19 protein-coding genes are annotated in these 17,577 nt (G+C 38.5%); 9 read left to right on the plus strand and 10 right to left on the minus strand.

Going from position 1 to position 17,577, the window contains the following annotated elements; all coding sequences use genetic code 11:
- Positions 1–17: 17 nt before the first annotated feature.
- From AWN68_RS03765 to AWN68_RS03795, 6 genes are all read right to left on the minus strand, one after another.
- On the minus strand, positions 18–3,308 hold the full coding sequence (locus AWN68_RS03765) for a SusC/RagA family TonB-linked outer membrane protein (RefSeq protein WP_068411660.1): 3,291 nt from the start codon (positions 3,306–3,308) through the stop codon (positions 18–20).
- Between the two features lie 791 nt (positions 3,309–4,099).
- Entirely contained in the window at positions 4,100–5,443 is a 1,344-nt protein-coding gene (locus AWN68_RS03775; RefSeq protein WP_172796026.1) for a D-alanyl-D-alanine carboxypeptidase/D-alanyl-D-alanine-endopeptidase, read from the minus strand.
- Positions 5,436–6,131, minus strand: coding sequence for a nitroreductase family protein (locus AWN68_RS03780; RefSeq protein ID WP_068411669.1), 696 nt, complete (start codon positions 6,129–6,131; stop codon positions 5,436–5,438). The genes AWN68_RS03775 and AWN68_RS03780 overlap by 8 nt, the downstream gene beginning before the upstream one ends.
- 145 nt (positions 6,132–6,276) lie before the next feature.
- The gene (locus AWN68_RS03785) at positions 6,277–6,891 is read right to left on the minus strand and encodes a DoxX family membrane protein (protein WP_068411672.1); all 615 of its coding nucleotides are present in this window, start codon (positions 6,889–6,891) and stop codon (positions 6,277–6,279) included.
- A 1-nt stretch (position 6,892) separates the two neighbouring features.
- Entirely contained in the window at positions 6,893–7,672 is a 780-nt protein-coding gene (locus AWN68_RS03790) for an ABC transporter permease (RefSeq protein ID WP_068411676.1), read from the minus strand.
- A complete protein-coding gene (locus tag AWN68_RS03795; RefSeq protein WP_068411679.1) occupies positions 7,669–8,586 on the minus strand; it encodes an ABC transporter ATP-binding protein in 918 nt (305 codons plus the stop codon). Before AWN68_RS03795 ends, AWN68_RS03790 begins: the two co-directional genes overlap by 4 nt.
- Before the next feature lie 178 nt (positions 8,587–8,764).
- Here AWN68_RS03795 and AWN68_RS03800 point away from each other — a divergent pair, with 178 nt between their 5' ends.
- The 4 genes from AWN68_RS03800 to AWN68_RS03815 all read left to right on the plus strand — a co-directional run bounded on the left by AWN68_RS03800 (position 8,765) and on the right by AWN68_RS03815 (position 12,642).
- Complete coding sequence (locus AWN68_RS03800; RefSeq protein ID WP_068411682.1) at positions 8,765–9,835, plus strand: sensor histidine kinase; 1,071 nt, start codon at positions 8,765–8,767, stop codon at positions 9,833–9,835.
- On the plus strand, positions 9,828–10,523 hold the full coding sequence (locus tag AWN68_RS03805; protein ID WP_068411685.1) for a LytR/AlgR family response regulator transcription factor: 696 nt from the start codon (positions 9,828–9,830) through the stop codon (positions 10,521–10,523). Before AWN68_RS03800 ends, AWN68_RS03805 begins: the two co-directional genes overlap by 8 nt.
- Before the next feature lie 76 nt (positions 10,524–10,599).
- The gene (locus tag AWN68_RS03810) at positions 10,600–11,268 is read left to right on the plus strand and encodes a TetR/AcrR family transcriptional regulator (RefSeq protein WP_068411687.1); all 669 of its coding nucleotides are present in this window, start codon (positions 10,600–10,602) and stop codon (positions 11,266–11,268) included.
- A gap of 54 nt (positions 11,269–11,322) precedes the next feature.
- Positions 11,323–12,642 (plus strand): ABC1 kinase family protein, encoded by a 1,320-nt coding sequence (locus AWN68_RS03815; protein WP_068411689.1) that lies wholly within the window; start codon positions 11,323–11,325, stop codon positions 12,640–12,642.
- A gap of 2 nt (positions 12,643–12,644) precedes the next feature.
- Here AWN68_RS03815 and AWN68_RS03820 read toward each other — a convergent pair whose 3' ends face one another.
- The 4 genes from AWN68_RS03820 to AWN68_RS03835 all read right to left on the minus strand — a co-directional run bounded on the left by AWN68_RS03820 (position 12,645) and on the right by AWN68_RS03835 (position 14,147).
- Complete coding sequence (locus AWN68_RS03820) at positions 12,645–12,995, minus strand: hypothetical protein (protein ID WP_068411692.1); 351 nt, start codon at positions 12,993–12,995, stop codon at positions 12,645–12,647.
- A gap of 93 nt (positions 12,996–13,088) precedes the next feature.
- A complete protein-coding gene (locus tag AWN68_RS03825) occupies positions 13,089–13,364 on the minus strand; it encodes a hypothetical protein (protein WP_068411696.1) in 276 nt (91 codons plus the stop codon).
- Positions 13,357–13,779, minus strand: coding sequence for a DUF1801 domain-containing protein (locus tag AWN68_RS03830; protein WP_068411698.1), 423 nt, complete (start codon positions 13,777–13,779; stop codon positions 13,357–13,359). The genes AWN68_RS03825 and AWN68_RS03830 overlap by 8 nt, the downstream gene beginning before the upstream one ends.
- The gene (locus AWN68_RS03835; protein ID WP_068411701.1) at positions 13,776–14,147 is read right to left on the minus strand and encodes a diacylglycerol kinase family protein; all 372 of its coding nucleotides are present in this window, start codon (positions 14,145–14,147) and stop codon (positions 13,776–13,778) included. Before AWN68_RS03835 ends, AWN68_RS03830 begins: the two co-directional genes overlap by 4 nt.
- A 74-nt stretch (positions 14,148–14,221) precedes the next feature.
- Between AWN68_RS03835 and AWN68_RS03840 the strand changes: the two genes are divergently transcribed.
- The 5 genes from AWN68_RS03840 (at position 14,222) to AWN68_RS03860 (ending at position 17,546) form a co-directional block, all read left to right on the plus strand.
- On the plus strand, positions 14,222–15,244 hold the full coding sequence (locus tag AWN68_RS03840; RefSeq protein WP_172796027.1) for a tetratricopeptide repeat protein: 1,023 nt from the start codon (positions 14,222–14,224) through the stop codon (positions 15,242–15,244).
- A gap of 129 nt (positions 15,245–15,373) precedes the next feature.
- On the plus strand, positions 15,374–15,886 hold the full coding sequence (locus AWN68_RS03845) for an RNA polymerase sigma factor (RefSeq protein WP_068411707.1): 513 nt from the start codon (positions 15,374–15,376) through the stop codon (positions 15,884–15,886).
- The gene (locus AWN68_RS03850) at positions 15,876–16,427 is read left to right on the plus strand and encodes a hypothetical protein (RefSeq protein WP_157716068.1); all 552 of its coding nucleotides are present in this window, start codon (positions 15,876–15,878) and stop codon (positions 16,425–16,427) included. Before AWN68_RS03845 ends, AWN68_RS03850 begins: the two co-directional genes overlap by 11 nt.
- Positions 16,428–16,446: 19 nt before the next feature.
- Entirely contained in the window at positions 16,447–16,962 is a 516-nt protein-coding gene (locus tag AWN68_RS03855; protein ID WP_068411712.1) for a DUF4252 domain-containing protein, read from the plus strand.
- A gap of 53 nt (positions 16,963–17,015) precedes the next feature.
- Positions 17,016–17,546, plus strand: a complete 531-nt coding sequence (locus AWN68_RS03860; RefSeq protein ID WP_068411714.1) for a DUF4252 domain-containing protein — start codon at positions 17,016–17,018, stop codon at positions 17,544–17,546.
- Positions 17,547–17,577 lie beyond the last annotated feature (31 nt).

Consider the following 17,577-nt stretch of genomic DNA (forward strand, 5'->3'; position numbering starts at 1 on the left):
TCTCATCTTAATAAGTTTTAAAATCCAAATTTAACGCTCAAACCATAGCTTCTAGTACTTGGAAGCTGTCCGTTTTCACCGTAAGAGGCAGACTGATCAGATGGATCCCAGTTATCTTGACCTTTTGCAGTTGCAATTAACCAAGGGTTTCTAGCAATGAATGATACGTTGATACTGTTAAAAGGAGAGTTACCAAAAACTTTAGTTACAGGAACTCTGTAGTTTACAGAAAGCTCACGCATTTTAAGGTAAGTGGCATCATAAATCATAGTTTCAGCCATTCTATTTTTACCATAGAACTGGTGGAAATAGTTGAACGCAGAAACATATCTATCTACAGGGTTGCCATTTACGTCAACACCAACCATACGAATACCACCACCATCGGCAACAGCATCTCTTACGTTTTTACCATTTTCATTAATGGCTGCAGTCTCATCCAAAAGACCTGAGTAATTACCCCAGTGCTCTGATAAAGAGAAGAATTTACCACCTTTTTGGTAATCAAATGACATGTTTAATGTCAAGTCTTTCCAAGTTAAAGTAGAAATTATACCACCGTTGAAGTCTGGTAGAACAGAACCGAAGTAATGGTTTTGATCAGCAGTGAAAAGACCGTTACCATCTAGGATAGGAAGACCTTCTGCATTTCTTAAGATGGCAGTACCTCTTAATTGACCCCACTCTTTACCAACTTGGTGTACCGTTCTTGCGAAGCCGAATGAACCAGAGCTATAAATTAAGCTTTCCAAGTTGTCGGCAATGCTAACAATCTCAGATTTGTTTTTTGCCCAGTTAAAAGTCAAATTCCATTCGAAGTCTCCTGAACGAACTGGAGTTCCAGAAAGCACTAATTCAATTCCTGTTCTTTGAGTTGAACCAGCATTTTGAAGAATAGAGCTATAACCTGATCCTGTAGCAATTTGTGCTGAAAGGATATCATCTCTGTGCTTCTCATTGTAATAGGTAAAACTAAAACCAGCTCTTCTCTCAAAGAACTTAAGGTCAGTACCAAATTCTAAGGAAGAGTTAGTTACTGGCTTAAGTGATGGGTCCACAAGACGACTTGGAACTGACATCAAAAGGTTACCACTAAACTGGGTACTACCAATTCCATAATAAGCTTCAGTTGTGTAAGGATTTAATTCACTCCCTACTTCTGCATAACCGGCTCTGATCTTACCGTAGCTTAACGCTGGAAGTAAATCTTCTGTGAATTCAGAGAATACGAAAGACCCGCCCACTGAAGGGTAAATGAATCCGTTTTCTCCTTTAGGTAAAGTTGAACTTAAATCATTTCTAAGAGTAGCTTCTAAGAATAAATACTCTTTATAGCCCAAGGTTGCTCTCGCAAAAACACTTCTGGTCTTTTCCAATGAATAACCATGCCCAGTCGTAGTAGGGTTAACAGAGTTAGCAATCGACCAAAGGTCAGGCACTACCATACCTCCAGAAGTTCCACCATTAATGCTTGTGCTTAGGTTGTTTCTTAAGTTGCCCCCAAGGTTGAAGTCTACAGATAGATCACCGAAAGTTTCAGAATAAGTAGCTAAGAACTCAAAGTTATCCTCGGTATAACGGGACTGACTTGTAGAGTAAGCGTTGAAATATCCAGCTTGAGAGGCTGAGTTAGCCAATAAAGCAGGTAATCTATACTCAGAACGACCAAATACCTCATATCTTCTTGCGGTACCAGTGATAGAGAACTTATCATTTAACTTATAAGTTAAAGAGATATCACCAAACACTCTATTTGTATTATTTCTATTGTCTAATAATTCAAAGTAGGTATAAGGATTGTACCAGTAGTTTCCTCTATTGAAGTTTGCAGTATTGAAGTTTGTTGTACTAGAAACGTTACTATGGTTCCAAGACGCAATATTACCTGTTGGTGTTTTAAACTGAGATAATTCTCTCATAATGTCCATGTCCAAATCTCTGTGGAACCAAGAGTTGAAGTTACCAGTAGCGTTGTTAGCATAACCATCTCCAAAATCTCCTTGAGTTTCCTGATCTTGGTAGTTTACGTTTGTTCTGATAGAGAAACGCTCAGAAACATCAAAATCTAACTTAGCTGAGATGTAATTTTTCTTAAGCTCAGAGTTAGGGATCAAACCAGTTTGTTGTTCGTTAGTATAAGAAACTCTCATAGAATAACCTTCGCCACCTTTAGAAAGGGCAATGTTGTTTCTCAAAGTTGTACCAGTTTCCCAGTAATCTCTAATGTTGTTTGGTTGTGGATCAAATGTAGTAGTCTTAAAAGAGTACTTAGAACCAGGGTACCAAGCATACCAAGGGATATATTCAGAACCATCCAATTTAGGGCCCCAGCTAGCATCATCAGTATAATCATGGTATTTCTTACCATCAAATACTTGCCATTCAGCAGGGTGATTAGGGTTGTAGTTGTAAGTAATCCAGTTCGCAGAACCACCGCCACCATAAGAGTTTTGGTATTTAGGCTGACGACCTACTTCTTCGAAAGTGATACCTGTAGTGAAATCAACAGACATGTCGCCTTTGGCAGCACGTTTAGTAGTAATCATTACAACACCATCAGCAGCTCTTTGCCCGTAAAGTGCAGTTGCGTTTGGACCTTTAAGAATGTTTACACTCTCAACTTCATCCATGTTAATACTACTTGGGTTAATACCTGGAGTACCATCAACAACCCAAAGAGCACCACCATCAGATGTTAAACTGATGTTACCTCTAATTCTAACAGAAGCGTTAGAACCAAGTCTAGCACCAGATTCAGTTCGGATTTGAACCCCAGCTACTTTACCTGCAAGTGCATTGGTAACGTTTTGTTGCTGAGCCATGTTCAGTTCCTTAGCATTCACTTGTTGTGCTGTGTAAGGAAGTGTTTTTGCATCTCTAGGAATGTTCAATGCAGTTACAATAACTTCACCGAAATCCACTACTTCAGGTTGCATAACAACATTGATAGAGTTTCTACCGCTGATTTCAACTTCTTGGGTAATAAACCCTAAGTATCTGAAAACGAGTGTGGTAGCGTTTTGCGGAACGGTTATTCTATAAGCACCATCACTTTCAGTAACAACACCACTGGTTGTACCTTTGATGTAAACAGATAAACTTACCAATGGAAGTCCATCTTCAGCACTAGTTACCTTACCAGTAATAGTTCTGTCCTGTACGCTAACGGTTTCAATAGCTTTGCTATTTCCGTCCTCATTTAATATGCCATTGGCGAAAAGTGATGACATAACAAATGTCTGAATCACGATGCCAAATAAAGAGTATTTAGCTCCTCGATAGAGGGCGTTTATACGTTTCTTTTTCATAGATAAAGTTGTGTTTTAGTTAAACATAGTTTGTAAGACCAAGACACTCCACTGCAATGGTGTGTCATGGGAATTGTAGTAATAGTCTCTGTCATAGGCATTCTAGTTATTAAGTTAGTTTTACAATTCTTTACTTTAGTTAATTCAGCACTATTAGAGCTTATGTATCGTATGATGATACTAGCTTCATTAGTGCATGAAAATTCCTTGATTTTATTTATTTGAATGTGAGTGTGTATAATGAGGGAGGGAAGGGTAGCGTTTATTTTGGATTCATCCCTTAAGACTTCAATAAAAGGGTTTTGATTTACCTCCCCTGCCGCTTCCATATTCCTTTTGGAAGTGTAGTAAAAAATATCAGATTCGGGTTGTTTCTTGTTAAAGAATCTAGCCGCTGTAACGATGTCTTCTCTATTGGTTTTCACAAGTAGCTTATCCATTATAAAATGGTTGTTTGCATTGCTTGAGCATACAAAAAGACAAGTGGAATTTGGTGGATGTTTTCCGCCAGTAGTTCATTAAGTCTAGTAGTTTAGTAGCTCATCACAACCGTATCAAGAATACGCGTTCTGATTTAGGATACTAAAATAATAATAATAATTTAAACTACATCGCTTGCAGTGGTAAAAGAATTAATATGGACTTGGTTTTTGATAAGTAGTAATATTCGTAGTTGTAAGGTCTAAAAACGAATGATTAACCTTGCATTGTGCCTTTATAGTTGATTAGAGCGAGATTAGAGATTGAATATATTTTATATGGCTAGCGCCTATGGTTGAGCAAAGTCCTTTTTAATAGGATGTGCTTATATTACGTAACACTACCTCTATACTTTTTCTTACCTCGTCAGTTGTATGTTCGTAATGGTTAACAATAAAGTTAAATATTAATATTTTACCCCTTTGGGTTTTGATGTAACCACTTAGCGCATAGTTATTTCGTAGCGAACCTGATTTCGCATAAACGTATGGTTCATTCTCTCCAGCATACCAATCTTTCAACGTCCCGGAAATTCCACCAACAGGAAGTAGTTCAAAAAGCCTGTCTTCACCGAGTTCTTTGCGCAGCTTTAGAAGTAAACCAGTGATCGTTCTTGGGGTAAACATATTGTAACGGGATAAGCCAGATCCGTCTACCCAAACCAGTTCGTCTACCTCATTTGTAAACAGAAGCTCCTTGGTTGTTTCAATTATGGATGCAGTACTTAATGTGTCATTCTCTATCCCGCTGGCCATTAACAGTGTTTGCTCAGCGAAAAGGTTATCGCTTTCCTGAAGCATTTGCTTATATAAGGTGTCAGAAAGTACGGTATACAACGTTTGGGGAAACTCTATACTTCTGGGTTTTTCAATGATGGTAATTTTTCGATTAACCGTATCTGAAAGAAGTTTTACAAAAAGATCGGTGGAGTATCGGAATGGTCTTATTAAGGTGTCTGTTGGGGAATAGTCTACAATGTCGAAATCCAGATCGCTTGGGAAAGCATATTCATATTGGTTCTTCATCTCTTCTCGTTGAATATAGCTGCTCAAGCGAATGAGTGAATCGTTTTTGAATTTAAACTGAGGTTCTAAATAGGATGGGGATACCTTAATTGTTTTTTTCTCTTTATTAAGATAGGTGCTTACACTATTCCCGTAAATGGGAAATACGGATTTTTCAGCAGAGTAATAACCGTTATAATCATCCCAGCCCCAACCCGGACCAAATCTATCATCTTCCATTGGGCGTGGCCAATAGTAGAGTTTTTCTGTGTGTGATTTTAGAAAGTGAAGTGCTGTTGTGTCATTATATTCAGGGTGAAGGAAGAGTGGATTGCCTGTTCCCCAAAAAATCAATGAGTCGTCCTTAATAATGTATTGTAGGGCTGGAATATTATTCCCTAGAAAATGTAGACCAGCATATAAGGTGAAAAGCTTTGTGTTCGAAGCGGGGGTCATGTACTTATCCTCGAACTGACTCACAATGGTCTTTCCGTTTTTCGGGTCGACCAACATAAATCCAACAAAGGCTTGCTCAAAACCGGGTAACTCTTTCAGGTCTTTAAGAATTCTCTTCTTAGAATATTTTTGTGCCTGAATACCTTGAACGCTGTATACAAAACATACCAATATAAATAACAGTCTCTTATTCATAAAAAACAGCCACTTCATCTAGTGACTTTCTTCTGTTATTGGGTACATAAACCTCATCGGCTTCATAGCCCACAGGCAAAAGTAAGAATGCCCTTTCGTTTTCTGGTCGGTTTAAAATTTTAGCCAAAAAGTTCATTGGACTAGGAGTGTGTGTTAATGTAACTAAGCCAGCATCGTGAATGGCGGTAATTAAAAAGCCAGCGGCCAAGCCTACCGATTCTGCTACATAATAATTCTGGTGCTTTTTTCCTTCAGCATCGAACTCAAAAGGGCGTTTGAAAACAATGATTAAATATGGAGCGGTTTCCAAAAAAGGCTTTTTCCAGTTTGTGCCCATTGGCTTTAGGTCATCCAGCCACTCTTCGCTCATGCGCTTGGTGTAACTTTCGTACTCCTCCTTTTCTGCGGCTTCGCGGATCTGTTTTTTGATTTCAGGGTTGCTGATTACACAAAAAGTCCATGGTTGCTTGTGTGCGCCTGATGGGGCTGTAGAAGCAGACATGATTACATTTTCGATAACTTCCTTTGGAACAGGTTTGTCAGAGAAATCACGCACAGACCTGCGCGTTTCCATCCAGTTATAGAATTTATGGCTACGAACTTTCATTTCTTCTGGTGAATAATGCACGTGCGAATACTTGATGAATTCGTGATCTTCTATAACCTTAATGTCTTGTTGTGCGCTCATTGTTTCGATTAATGACCCACAAGATAGGAAAGAACTCAGAAGCGGGAAAGTAAAATAAAAAAACCCCGACTGATAATCAGCCAGGGCACGATTTGGATGTAAAATAACCCTACTCGAGGGTTGCCTTTAAGACGATTGAAAATCGTCAATGTTTCTTCAATCTGATTTTTTGTTTTTTAGCAATCATTTGGTTCGCTATTAAACCCAAAACTGCTCCTGCACAAATACTCCAAGCTACGGTGAGATTTAAATACGAAATGGGAATTGTGAGTAGAATGACAACGCACAACACTATCCATCCTCTATCAGCTTTTCTAGAAGTCCGTTTAAAGGGGATGTTTTTAACCGATTCAGTATGGTCCGAAAGAATAAACTTCAGTTTTGGATAGTCATAAATTAGAAGCCAAGCATTGAGTAATAATAATGCTCCATTCACATAAGGTGTTCCTTGCCATTCTAATGATACTGTTACCATCAATATATTCAAGAGAATAGGGAAGAGGAGCACAGCCCCTAAAGTGGCAAAGCGTTGAGAAAATAAAAGCAGGCCTGTGATTACTTGAGCAATAGCAATAAATCTAGCGTACATTCCCAATCCGTATTGAGTCAGTTCATCTTCGAGCCAAACGGGGCCAATAATGCCCGGGAATTTATGTTCAAAATATAGCTTACTCATACCAGCCCCAAAGAAGATTAAGCCCAAGAAAACCCTGATGAGAATGATGACAGTAGGATATGGAACCCAAAGTATCTTTTTCATTTTAAACGATTCGTTTTCTGAGTTGAGTCACTCCTGCGAGGGTAAACATTGCAGCTGCAACGATTAAGCTTTTATACACAGAAACCATATCTGCCCAGATTTGATAACCCTCTTGCCTGATTCCGCCAGTGGCAAGAATGGCATAACCATAAGGGTGGTAAGGAGCGTACTCCCAACCTTGCACAACAATCATAAAAGAGATCAACCCAGCAATGCCAATGCCCAGTGGTAAAATCAGATTCTTTGATTGTTGACTAATAAAGAATTGGATAGAAGCCATGCCTAAAGTGGCCAAGAAAATTTTAAACATCAACGCATATTCAAAACCAAAACTGAAGCTTTCTTCGAAACCTAAACCCGGCTGTACAACACGCATAGACAAGCCAACAAGAATTGTGAAGGTGCCAAATAACATTAGGCTGATAAAGATCATGACAATGAACACCTTCATTTTTGAAAGGTAGAGTGCCAAACGTGAAAGCGGTTGTGCATAAATCAGTTTCCAAGTATTCGAGCTGTACTCAATATTGTTGACCAATAAGGCGACCATCATTACAAAAAATGGGAATAGAAAGTTAGCGGGGTCAATACTAAAGCCAATCAGGGTCGGCCACGCATTCATTCCTTCTTTAATCATTTCTGGGCCTTTTCGCCACAGTATAATAAAGTTGATAATGGGTACAAAGGCTGGCGCTAAAATGAGCAGCCAAAGGGTAAAGGTCTTTTTGTATTTGAATATTTCTGCTGAAATCCCTCTTTTGAGTTGTAGTGCTATATTCATTGGTCTAATTTTTTAGTAAGGTTTAAGAAGATGGCTTCGAGGGTTTCCTCAGTAGATTTAAGCTGATAGACTTCGATATCGTTTTGCACCAAAGCTTTGTTGATTTTTGAGATATCAGTTTTGTCAGAGATTGGCAACGTTATGGTTTTACTGTCATGCTCAGAGATGGTATAATTCAACTCCTTGATTACTTCGATTGCCTTTTGAACGTTGTCGAGCTTAATTTCTAAAAACTGACCAGAGTCGTTGCTATGAAGTCCATCGAGTTTGCCTTCATACATGATTTTACCTTGGTCGATAATGGCTACATCGGTGGCCATTTTTTCGATTTCAGTAAGAATATGGCTCGAAAGGAAAATCGTTTTACCATGTTCTTTATTCAAGCGCATAATCAATTCGCGCATTTCGATAATGCCACTCGGGTCAAGCCCGTTCGTGGGTTCGTCTAAAATGAGCAGATCAGGGTCGCTGATGAGGGCAGAAGCAAGCCCCAGTCTTTGGCACATGCCTAAGGAATAGTTCTTGGCTTTTTTATTTGCGTTATCCGTCAGTCGAACGATTTTAAGCACTTCGTCAATTCTAGATTTTGGAGCACCAATCATCCGTCTGACTACCTCAAGGTTTTGTCGACCAGTAAGGTGTTTGTAGATAGAAGGATTTTCAATCAGTGCGCCTACTTTACCTAGTAATTCTACTTTGTTGGGAAGAAGTTCTTTGTTGAACAATTTTACTTGCCCCGGTTTGGAATGGAAAAGATCGAGTAGAATTCTTATGGTGGTAGTTTTACCTGCTCCATTCGGCCCCAAGAAACCATAAATGCTACCTTCGGGCACATTTAGATTCACCTGATCCAATGCTTTAAAGCTGCCGAAATGGAAGGTTAAGTTGTTGGTTTGAATAATTGATTTTGGCATTTTTCAGTATTTAGTTGAAAGACGATGGATATTTGGTTTTGACAACCAAGCTATTTTTAATTATACCAATGGAGTAATTCTCTAGATCAATAGAAGCTAATGCTCTACCAAAAACAAGCAACTTAATTAATAATCAAGGTTTGAGACCTTTCTTCATTTCAATCGTCTCTCTAAGAGAATGAAAAATATTAAGGCTTGGCTTGATCAGCACCAGGAAGATTTAATTATAGCCGTCCTGCATATTGTTGCTTGGGGACTTTATCTCTCTTTTATCAACTTAACTTTTTTAGGAAATCGTTTCAGTACTGAGTTTAGTGTTTGGTACATTATTTCAGTGGCCATTGTAGATATGAGTGTGTTCTACTACCTCTATAGCATTGGCATTCCTAAATTGCTGATGAACCAGAAAGTGAGAATGCTTATTGGTTTAATTGTATTGATTTTGGCCATATACCCGTTTTTGGTGTTTTTAACCAATGCGGCTTTAGCGCACTTCTTTCCAGCCGATATCACCCCCATAGCGGCTTTAGAAAAAGCTCGCTTTTGGACTGCCTATGGGGTGCGGGTTTTGTCCTGCTTGTTTGTGGTAATGATGGCGGGCATTGGCAAGTTTACTTTCGATTGGTTCAAGAATTTAAGAATCAGAAGAGAGCTTGAAAATCAAAACCTCACCAGTGAACTGGCTTTCCTTAAGTCACAAATTAACCCTCATTTTCTTTTCAATACGCTCAATAATATTCATACACTGGCCTATAAAAAGGCAGATGGAGCACCAGAGTCCATAATGAAACTTTCGGAACTGATGCGCTATATGATTTATGATTCGAATACTGAATTGGTGCCTTTGAAGAAAGAGCTTCAATACCTCCAAAGCTTTATCGACCTTCAAGAACTTCGGTTTAAAGCCAAAGGAATTGTGAGTTTTAGAGTAGAAGGTAATATCTCTGAAAAGCACATTGCTCCATTGATTTTATTTCCTTTTGTTGAAAATGCCTTTAAACATGGTGCTCAACTTAATCGTCCTGATGCCATTCAGGTTCAGTTGAGAGTTGAAGATGATTTGGTGTATGAGGTGAGGAATGGAGTGGTAGAGAGGAATGACGCTCAACAAAAAGACAGCGTAGGCGGAATAGGGATGGGAAATATTAGGCGGAGATTAGAGCTTATTTACCCTTCAGGCTTTGACCTAGACGTAGAGCAAAACGGATTGCATTTCAACATAAAACTAACCATTAGAAATCATGGATAAAATTAGATGCATGGTAGTGGATGACGAACCATTGGCCATAGAGATTTTAGAAGAGTATATAAACAAAGTGCCGTGGTTAAGTTTTGTCGGAAGCTTTGATAAAGGTGTAGAGGCCATTGAATATATTAATAAAAATACAATTGATTTACTCTTTCTCGATATTCAAATGCCTGACCTGTCAGGCATACAAGTGGCTCAATTGATTGGGAAGAAATGTAATGTGATTTTTACTACCGCCTATAACCAATATGCAGTAGTAGGTTTTGAACTTGAGGCGAAAGATTACTTGCTCAAGCCGATTTCGTTTGAACGTTTTCTTAAGTCTGTTCAGCGCATCAAAGGATCACAAGAACCATTACAGAAGGAAACGGATGATTTTGTATTTGTGAAGACAGAATACAAAACGAAGAAAATACGCCTGTCCGATATTCTATATATAGAAGGCATGAAGGACTATTTGCGCATAGTCACCCCGACAGAAAAGATTATGATTCTGCAAAGCTTCTCTAAGCTCTTGCCGACCTTGCCCTCAAACCGATTTTCACGCGTACACAAGTCCTTTGTGATTGCTTTAGATGCCATCGATATTATAGAAAAGAGCAAAGTTAAAATTAAGGAGCAGTGGATTCCAATAGGCGAATCCTACAAGGAGGGCTTTTTGAATGAAATTCAACGAAGAACGGTTTAGGTTTTACGAGAATATTTTTTCCAAAATAATACCCTTCTACAATAACCTTTTGCTTACAACTTAGGTTAACCGAGTCATGGAAAAGAAGGCGACAAGTAAATCTTCTAAAGCGAAGGTGAACGATTCAGAAAAACTCAAGAAGGCCTACATCGAGCATATTCTTGAACACGGAAACAGACCTGCTTCTATCTTTAAGTTTGTGAAAGAATTGAAGATTAAGGAAGAGGCTTTTTACGAGAACTTCAACTCTTTTGATACCCTAGAAAAGGAGCTTTGGCGCGATTGGCTTAGAGAAACCATTACTGCAATTCAAGCCGAAGAAGTCTATGCTGAATATTCAGCACGAGAAAAGCTTCTGGCCTTCTATTTTACCTTTATTGAGGTTCTAAAAAGCAATCGAAGCTTTATTCTGCTGACCGTTAAGAAAACGATCAAACCAGAATTTACGCCCGCTCACCTTAAAGAATTTAGAAAGGATTTTAAAGATTTTGTGAATGAGGTGTTGGCAGAAGCCAAAGAAACCGAAGAGGTGCAAAATAGGCCGTACATAAGCGATAAGTACTATGAAGGAATTTGGCTTCAGTTTTTATTTGTTTTCAATTTCTGGATGAAAGACGACTCCAAAGCATTTGAAAAAACAGACGAGGCCATTGAAAAGGCCGTGAACTTATCTTTCGATCTAATGGGCAAGGGGCCATTAGATTCCATGATTGATTTCGGAAAATTCCTTTTTCAGAATAGATAAATGAAACTAACCCTCCAAGGGTTTTGAAACCCTTGGAGGGTTGTAATAAACAAGATGAAAGAACAATCTAAAATACCTACAGGGAAAGTGCAGAGGGCGGCCAAGTTTGTAACTACTGGCGCCAAGGTGGGAGGTAATTACATGAAACATTACGCCAAAAAAGTAATGAATCCGTCTATTTCAAAAGATCAGTTGCACGAAGACAATGCTCGGGATATTTATAATTCCTTGAGCGAGCTAAAAGGCAGTGCATTAAAGGTGGCGCAAATGATGAGCATGGATAAAAACATGCTGCCAACAGCTTATCAAGATAAATTTTCCATGGCACAATACAGTGCCCCTCCATTGTCTTACCCTTTGGTGGTAAAAACTTTCCAACAATATTTCAAGAAATCGCCCACTCAAATTTTTGAGACTTTCACCAAAAATGCCGTCAATGCGGCTTCCATTGGGCAGGTGCACAAAGCCACTTTAAACGGGAAGGAATATGCAGTTAAAATTCAATACCCAGGAGTAGCGTCTAGTGTTCGTTCCGACCTTAAATTGGTGCGTCCGTTTGCGGTTCGTCTAATGAATTTAAATGAAAAGGACCTCGACCATTATATGGAAGAGGTGGAGACGAAGTTGATTGAAGAAACCGATTATCTGCTGGAAGTACAGCGCTCGGTAGAAATTTCAGAAGCTTGTGCTCACATTGAAAATATTAGGTTCCCAAAGTATTACCCTGAATTATCAGATGAGCGCATCATTACCATGGATTGGATGGATGGAAAGGTGCTCAAAGAGTTTATGAAATCAAATCCATCTCAGGAGGAAAGGAATAAGGTTGGGCAGGCCCTTTGGGATTTCTACGACTTCCAGATCCATACTTTAAGGCAAGTGCATGCCGATCCACACCCTGGGAACTTCATTATTAATGATGATGCCGAATTGGGTGTTATCGATTTTGGATGTGTAAAGGTGATTCCAGATGAATTTTATGATCCGTACTTCAAGCTAATAAGGAAGGATATTCTTCATGAAGACAAAGAATTAGAGCAGCTTTTTACTCAATTGCAGTTTATTTATCCAGACGATAAACAGGAAGATAAAGTCTATTTTTCTGCGGTAATCAAAGACATGATGGGTGTTTTAGGGCAACCATTTCACCAAAATGAATTCGACTTTGGTGAGGATAGTTACTTTAGGAAAATCTATGAAATGGGTGAAGTAATTTCTCAATCGGCCAAGTTCAGGGAAAGTGAAAGGGCAAGGGGAGCGAGAGATGGGCTCTACATTAACCGTACGTACTTTGGCCTCTATAATATTCTAAATGAATTGAAAGCCAAGGTAAAAACCACCAAGCCAGAGTGGGCCATAAAAGTGGCTGTGTAGGACTATAACTCTAGATCGGCTGCTGTTTCGATTAAGAATTTCCCTTCTACTTTAACGGATTTGATGCTCATACGGCATGGGTCAAACTTTTTGATAAAGCAACTCGAAAGATCTGATGAATTGTTTAGCACTTCTATCAGTACTCCTTCTATACTGTAAATCTCAAACTTAAAGAGACCAGATTGAACAATGGATTCCATGTCTTCGAGTAATTCAGAGGCTTCTTTATTTAAATTTCGATGGACCGCATTCTCTACATTCAGTGTTTTTACTGAATTTGTTTGGTCATCAAAGGAGTTGCATCCTGTGAAGAATATCCCTAATAAAAGTAGTGAGGTAAAAGTGTATTTCATTGACTGGAACTACTACCTGCTCAGTTGAAAATACCCCACCCTTTGTTCTTGAATATGTTCAAAATAGGTGAATTACCTAGAACTTGTTTTTTATCAGTTTTCTTTATGCTGTCGATTCATTACCTCATCTTTTATTTGCTGGCGCAGTAGCTTCTGATTCTTTATAAATAGCCGTAATAAAAGGAAAGCCACAATAAGGTGCAAACCAATATAAGCCCAACGATTAAAGTCGAACCCAAGGTAGTCATAAACCTCTCTGGGTTTAATCAGGGAGCTTATTCCGTTAGCCAAATAAAATATCCCTCCAACTAAATAAAGCCATCTCCACTTTGTCCCGAAGCGTTCGGAACGAGTTCTTCTATCATCCATATTTGTTGGTCATGTAATCGTAAGAATCCTTGATTAAGTCCTTCAATACTTCAATATCTACGTCCTCAATCTGTTTGATGTACAGGCATGATTTTCCTGTTTTATGTTTACCCAATTGCGCCATGTATTCTTCATACCTGTCAAAGCCGGGCATAATATAAAGCGTAAGGTTTTGAACCCTTGGCGAAAAACCAACTTTAAGAGAATCACCTTCCCTTCCGCTGTCGTATTTGTAATGGTATGTACCAAAACCAACAATGGAAGGACCCCACATTTTGGCGGGTTCGCCAGTTATTTCTTCCATTAAGTTTTTGATGATAACACAGTCGTTTTTTTTCTTTTCTTCTGCTAAACTGTTTAAAAAATCGGTAACACTTACTTTGGTTACTTTGGTTTTGTTTTGTGCTTTTGTCATGAGTTGAAAAAATATGGGTAAAAAATAATTGTGCCGATTACTACCGCAGTAATAGCCGTAATAAGAACAGCGGCAGCAGCGATGTCTTTTATAATAGCTGCTTTAGGGTTAAAGTCGGGTGAAACTAAGTCCACTAGCTTTTCGATAGAAGAATTAAAAAGTTCGGCCACCAACACCATGGCAATTGCCGCGACAATCCAAAGCCATTCAAACACTGACAGGTTTAAATAAAAGCCCAATAAAAGAACTAGAAGGGTGGCAAACAAATGAACTCTGAAATTATGCTCGTGCTGAACTACATGCCAAAGCCCCTTAAGAGCAAATTTGAAGCTTTTTAACCTTGCCAAGACAGAGAATTTTTTAGACATCCGTTAAAAGTAAGAAGATTTATTACGCAATGAAAAATAGGTTTGTAAAAGCACGAGGGCTAATTTTGAGCGTCATGCAAAAAACTAAACATTTCTACCTAATACTGATCCTCTTATGTACAACCTTGGGTTGTGATAACGACAAGGCGAAAGCTGGGAGATTCCTATTGATGGGAAACAATGAATTGGCTGATTTGAATTATAAAGAAGCCATTAGACTGTATACTGAGGCCATCGGGAAAGATCCATTGTTTAAAGAAGCCTATAACAATAGAGGGGTAGCTTTATTCAAAAGTGGTCATTATGCCGAAGCACTTAATGATTACTCTTTTGCCATTTTACAAATAGACCCGACCTATATAGATGCCTATAAAAATAGGTTTGAAGTGAACCTAGTTTCAGGGAATTTAGAGCGTGCTTTAGAAGATGCCGAGTATTTAAATAAGGCTTACCCTGATAGCGCATATACTTATTTATTTGAAGGATTGGCCCTTACAGATCTTAAGCGTTATGATGAGGCCATCGTAAAGTTTGATATGGCCTATCAGAAGGATCCGAAAAATGTGGAGGCTGTGGTAAATCAAGCCAATGCCTATTACATGTCTAATCGATATGAAGAAGCCCGAAAACTACTTCAAAAGGCAATTACCATTGATGCTACTGAGCCGAACATCTACAATACCTTGGCGTTAATAGCTACACAGGAAGGTGATTTTGAAGAGGCTTTGAAGCAAGTAAATCAGGCAATAGAAATAGATGGCAGAAATGGCTACTTCAGCAATAATAGAGGCTTTATATACTTGAATTTAGGAAATCTTGAAAAGGCAGAAGCAGACATAAATATGGGGATCAGACTTGATCCTAGAAACCCATGGGCTTACCGCAACAAGGCGATTTTTTATTACGAGAGTAAGAGTTTTGACTCCGCACTAAGAAATATTGAACTGGCTGCGCAGTATGATGACTCAATTCCTTTACTAAACCATTATTGGGGCTTGGTATTGATAGAGTTAAATAGAGCAGATGAGGCCTGTGTTAAGTTTTCTTTATCTGAAACGCCAGATGCACAGTTACTTATGGAGAAATACTGCAAATAAAATCATAGATTTCTACCCTATAGCACCTGCCGCTTTTTATCTTTAGAAGGCGGTTTTTTTGTGTCCTTAACAATAATTTCTAACACCAGTGTTAACAAGTCTTAACAACCTGCCGTCTAACCATTGATTATGGATGTAGCACAGTTCAAAACTGACGTTCTGCCTTTAAAGAACAAACTTTACCGCTTTGCCTTTAACATTGTAAAAGATGAGGAATTGGCGAAGGATGTGGTACAAGAATGTATGATTAAGGTGTGGGAAAAAAGAGATGAAGTCAAACACATTAATAACCTGGAAGCTTGGTGTATGCAGGTGACCAGAAACAAGGCCCTAGATAAGCTGCGGTCTAAACATGTCAAGAAAACTGATCTTTTTGAAGTCGAATTTGACACTAGAAAAGAAAAGGATACGCCAGTTGTATTGGCTGAACGAAACGAGATAATGAATCGCATTCAGTTTTTAATTGATGCACTTCCTAACAGACAACGCGAGGTAATGCAGTTAAGAGATATTGAAGGCTACAGCTATAAAGAAATAGCCGATATGCTGGAAATAGATATCAATTTGGTGAAAACGAATTTGTTTAGAGCACGCAGAAAGTTGAAGGAAAGCCTAATTAAAGAAAATGCTTATGGACTCTAGAATGGAGCAATTATTAGAAAAATACTGGGCTTCAGAGTCAAGTATTCAAGAAGAAAAAGAACTGAAGGAATTGGTGGCAAAAGCTGACAATTCAGAGGAGATGGAAGAACTGAAGGTCATGTTTGGTCACTTTCAATCGGAGCAAGCACTAAGCTTAGGCGATGATTTCGATCGGGAGATTTTAGCATTGATTGAAGAAAAACCTGAAACGAAAGTAATCAGTATGTCTGGTTATTTTAAACGGTATGCAGGAGTGGCAGCAGCAATGTTGGTGTTGATCACTAGCTCATACTTCTTTATGCAACAACAAAAGGAATACGAACAAGAAGATACGTTTGATTCTCCAGAGTTGGCTTTGAAGGAATTGAAAAAACAACTTGTGATGGTGTCCAACTACATGAATACGGGCTCAAGCAGTCTTAATGAGTTGAATAGCATGAGTAAAATGGATGTCGGAATGGAAGGTCTTAAATATATGGGGGATGCCGCCAGAGGAATGGAGCCAATTAGTGAAATGGATATTTTAGAAAAGAAATTTTAAAAACTTAAAATAGAACAAAATGAAAAAGTTAGCAATGATTATGGTAATGGCTGTAATGGCCTTTGGAGCACAAGCTCAGAATGATGCGATTTCGAAGTATTTTTCGAAGTACGAAAAGGACACTGATAAGTTTAGTGCTGTATCCATCAGTGGGAAAATGTTTGCAATGATCAACTCTATCCAAGTAGAGGATGATGAAGATAAGGCTTTGGTTGAGTCACTAGGTAAAATTAAAGGAGTAAAAGTGCTTTTTGCTCAAAAGGATGTTGATGGAGTTGCTATGTACAAAGAGGCAATGGGCGCTATCAAAGGCAGAGATTTTGAAGAGTTAATGTCTGTTAGAGATGAAGACAAAGATATCAAATTCTATATCAAAGAGAAGGGCAATAAAATTGACGAGCTCTTTATGGTAATGGGAGGAAACAGAGAGTTTGGAATGGTGAGTATTGTTGGAGATGGTATTGATATCAACCAATTGTATAAGCTCTCTAAGAGTTTAGGGATGGATGAATTTAAACACTTAGGTGGGAAATAGTCCTTTTATCCCTTTTTAAATTCAAAAACTCAACAATTTTTTATATTTGGATTATGCGCAAAACAACACTGATACTAACGCTGGTCTTATTCTCCACTCTTGCTTTCGGTCAAAGCAAGAGTGTTGAAGAATTCAGGAACGACAATAAGCCCACACTGAAGTTATTTTTTTATAAGAGTACGCTTAAAATGTTTGCCAACTTACAATTGCAAATGACAGACGAAATTGAAGGACTACCTGATTTTTCTTCCGTAATCAAGAACATTGAGAAAGTGAAATTCTTTGTATTCGATAAGGAGAGGTATGAAATGGATGATCCTATGTTTTCTAAACTTGAAAAGGATATTCTCTTAGAAGGCTATGAATCAATGATGACAGCCCGTATGTCTGAGGCAAATATGAACTTTATGATGAAAGGGACTGCTGAAAAACCCAAAGGTTTTGTAGTGGTGATGAGGTCAGAAGAAGGGATTAGTGTGGTGGATATTGAAGGATATCCTGACCTAAAGCAAATCATGAAACTCTCTGAATTTATGAGTAAAAATACTAGCGGCCTTGAGTCCATCTTGGACGCTTTCAATTAAAAGAATTACGGGAACTGGTTTTGGATGGGCC

The organism is Roseivirga echinicomitans (assembly GCF_001592935.1).
Classification (GTDB): domain Bacteria; phylum Bacteroidota; class Bacteroidia; order Cytophagales; family Cyclobacteriaceae; genus Roseivirga; species Roseivirga echinicomitans.

What these genes read in the sequence shown, in the direction of transcription:
- AWN68_RS03765 (WP_068411660.1), bottom strand. Translation starts at nt 3,308, where the DNA reads ATGAAAAAGAAACGTATAAACGCCCTCTATCGAGGAGCTAAATACTCT.
- AWN68_RS03775 (WP_172796026.1), bottom strand. Translation starts at nt 5,443, where the DNA reads ATGAATAAGAGACTGTTATTTATATTGGTATGTTTTGTATACAGCGTT.
- AWN68_RS03780 (WP_068411669.1), bottom strand. Translation starts at nt 6,131, where the DNA reads ATGAGCGCACAACAAGACATTAAGGTTATAGAAGATCACGAATTCATC.
- AWN68_RS03785 (WP_068411672.1), bottom strand. Translation starts at nt 6,891, where the DNA reads ATGAAAAAGATACTTTGGGTTCCATATCCTACTGTCATCATTCTCATC.
- AWN68_RS03790 (WP_068411676.1), bottom strand. Translation starts at nt 7,672, where the DNA reads ATGAATATAGCACTACAACTCAAAAGAGGGATTTCAGCAGAAATATTC.
- AWN68_RS03795 (WP_068411679.1), bottom strand. Translation starts at nt 8,586, where the DNA reads ATGCCAAAATCAATTATTCAAACCAACAACTTAACCTTCCATTTCGGC.
- AWN68_RS03800 (WP_068411682.1), top strand. Translation starts at nt 8,765, where the DNA reads ATGAAAAATATTAAGGCTTGGCTTGATCAGCACCAGGAAGATTTAATT.
- AWN68_RS03805 (WP_068411685.1), top strand. Translation starts at nt 9,828, where the DNA reads ATGGATAAAATTAGATGCATGGTAGTGGATGACGAACCATTGGCCATA.
- AWN68_RS03810 (WP_068411687.1), top strand. Translation starts at nt 10,600, where the DNA reads ATGGAAAAGAAGGCGACAAGTAAATCTTCTAAAGCGAAGGTGAACGAT.
- AWN68_RS03815 (WP_068411689.1), top strand. Translation starts at nt 11,323, where the DNA reads ATGAAAGAACAATCTAAAATACCTACAGGGAAAGTGCAGAGGGCGGCC.
- AWN68_RS03820 (WP_068411692.1), bottom strand. Translation starts at nt 12,995, where the DNA reads ATGAAATACACTTTTACCTCACTACTTTTATTAGGGATATTCTTCACA.
- AWN68_RS03825 (WP_068411696.1), bottom strand. Translation starts at nt 13,364, where the DNA reads ATGGATGATAGAAGAACTCGTTCCGAACGCTTCGGGACAAAGTGGAGA.
- AWN68_RS03830 (WP_068411698.1), bottom strand. Translation starts at nt 13,779, where the DNA reads ATGACAAAAGCACAAAACAAAACCAAAGTAACCAAAGTAAGTGTTACC.
- AWN68_RS03835 (WP_068411701.1), bottom strand. Translation starts at nt 14,147, where the DNA reads ATGTCTAAAAAATTCTCTGTCTTGGCAAGGTTAAAAAGCTTCAAATTT.
- AWN68_RS03840 (WP_172796027.1), top strand. Translation starts at nt 14,222, where the DNA reads ATGCAAAAAACTAAACATTTCTACCTAATACTGATCCTCTTATGTACA.
- AWN68_RS03845 (WP_068411707.1), top strand. Translation starts at nt 15,374, where the DNA reads ATGGATGTAGCACAGTTCAAAACTGACGTTCTGCCTTTAAAGAACAAA.
- AWN68_RS03850 (WP_157716068.1), top strand. Translation starts at nt 15,876, where the DNA reads ATGGACTCTAGAATGGAGCAATTATTAGAAAAATACTGGGCTTCAGAG.
- AWN68_RS03855 (WP_068411712.1), top strand. Translation starts at nt 16,447, where the DNA reads ATGAAAAAGTTAGCAATGATTATGGTAATGGCTGTAATGGCCTTTGGA.
- AWN68_RS03860 (WP_068411714.1), top strand. Translation starts at nt 17,016, where the DNA reads ATGCGCAAAACAACACTGATACTAACGCTGGTCTTATTCTCCACTCTT.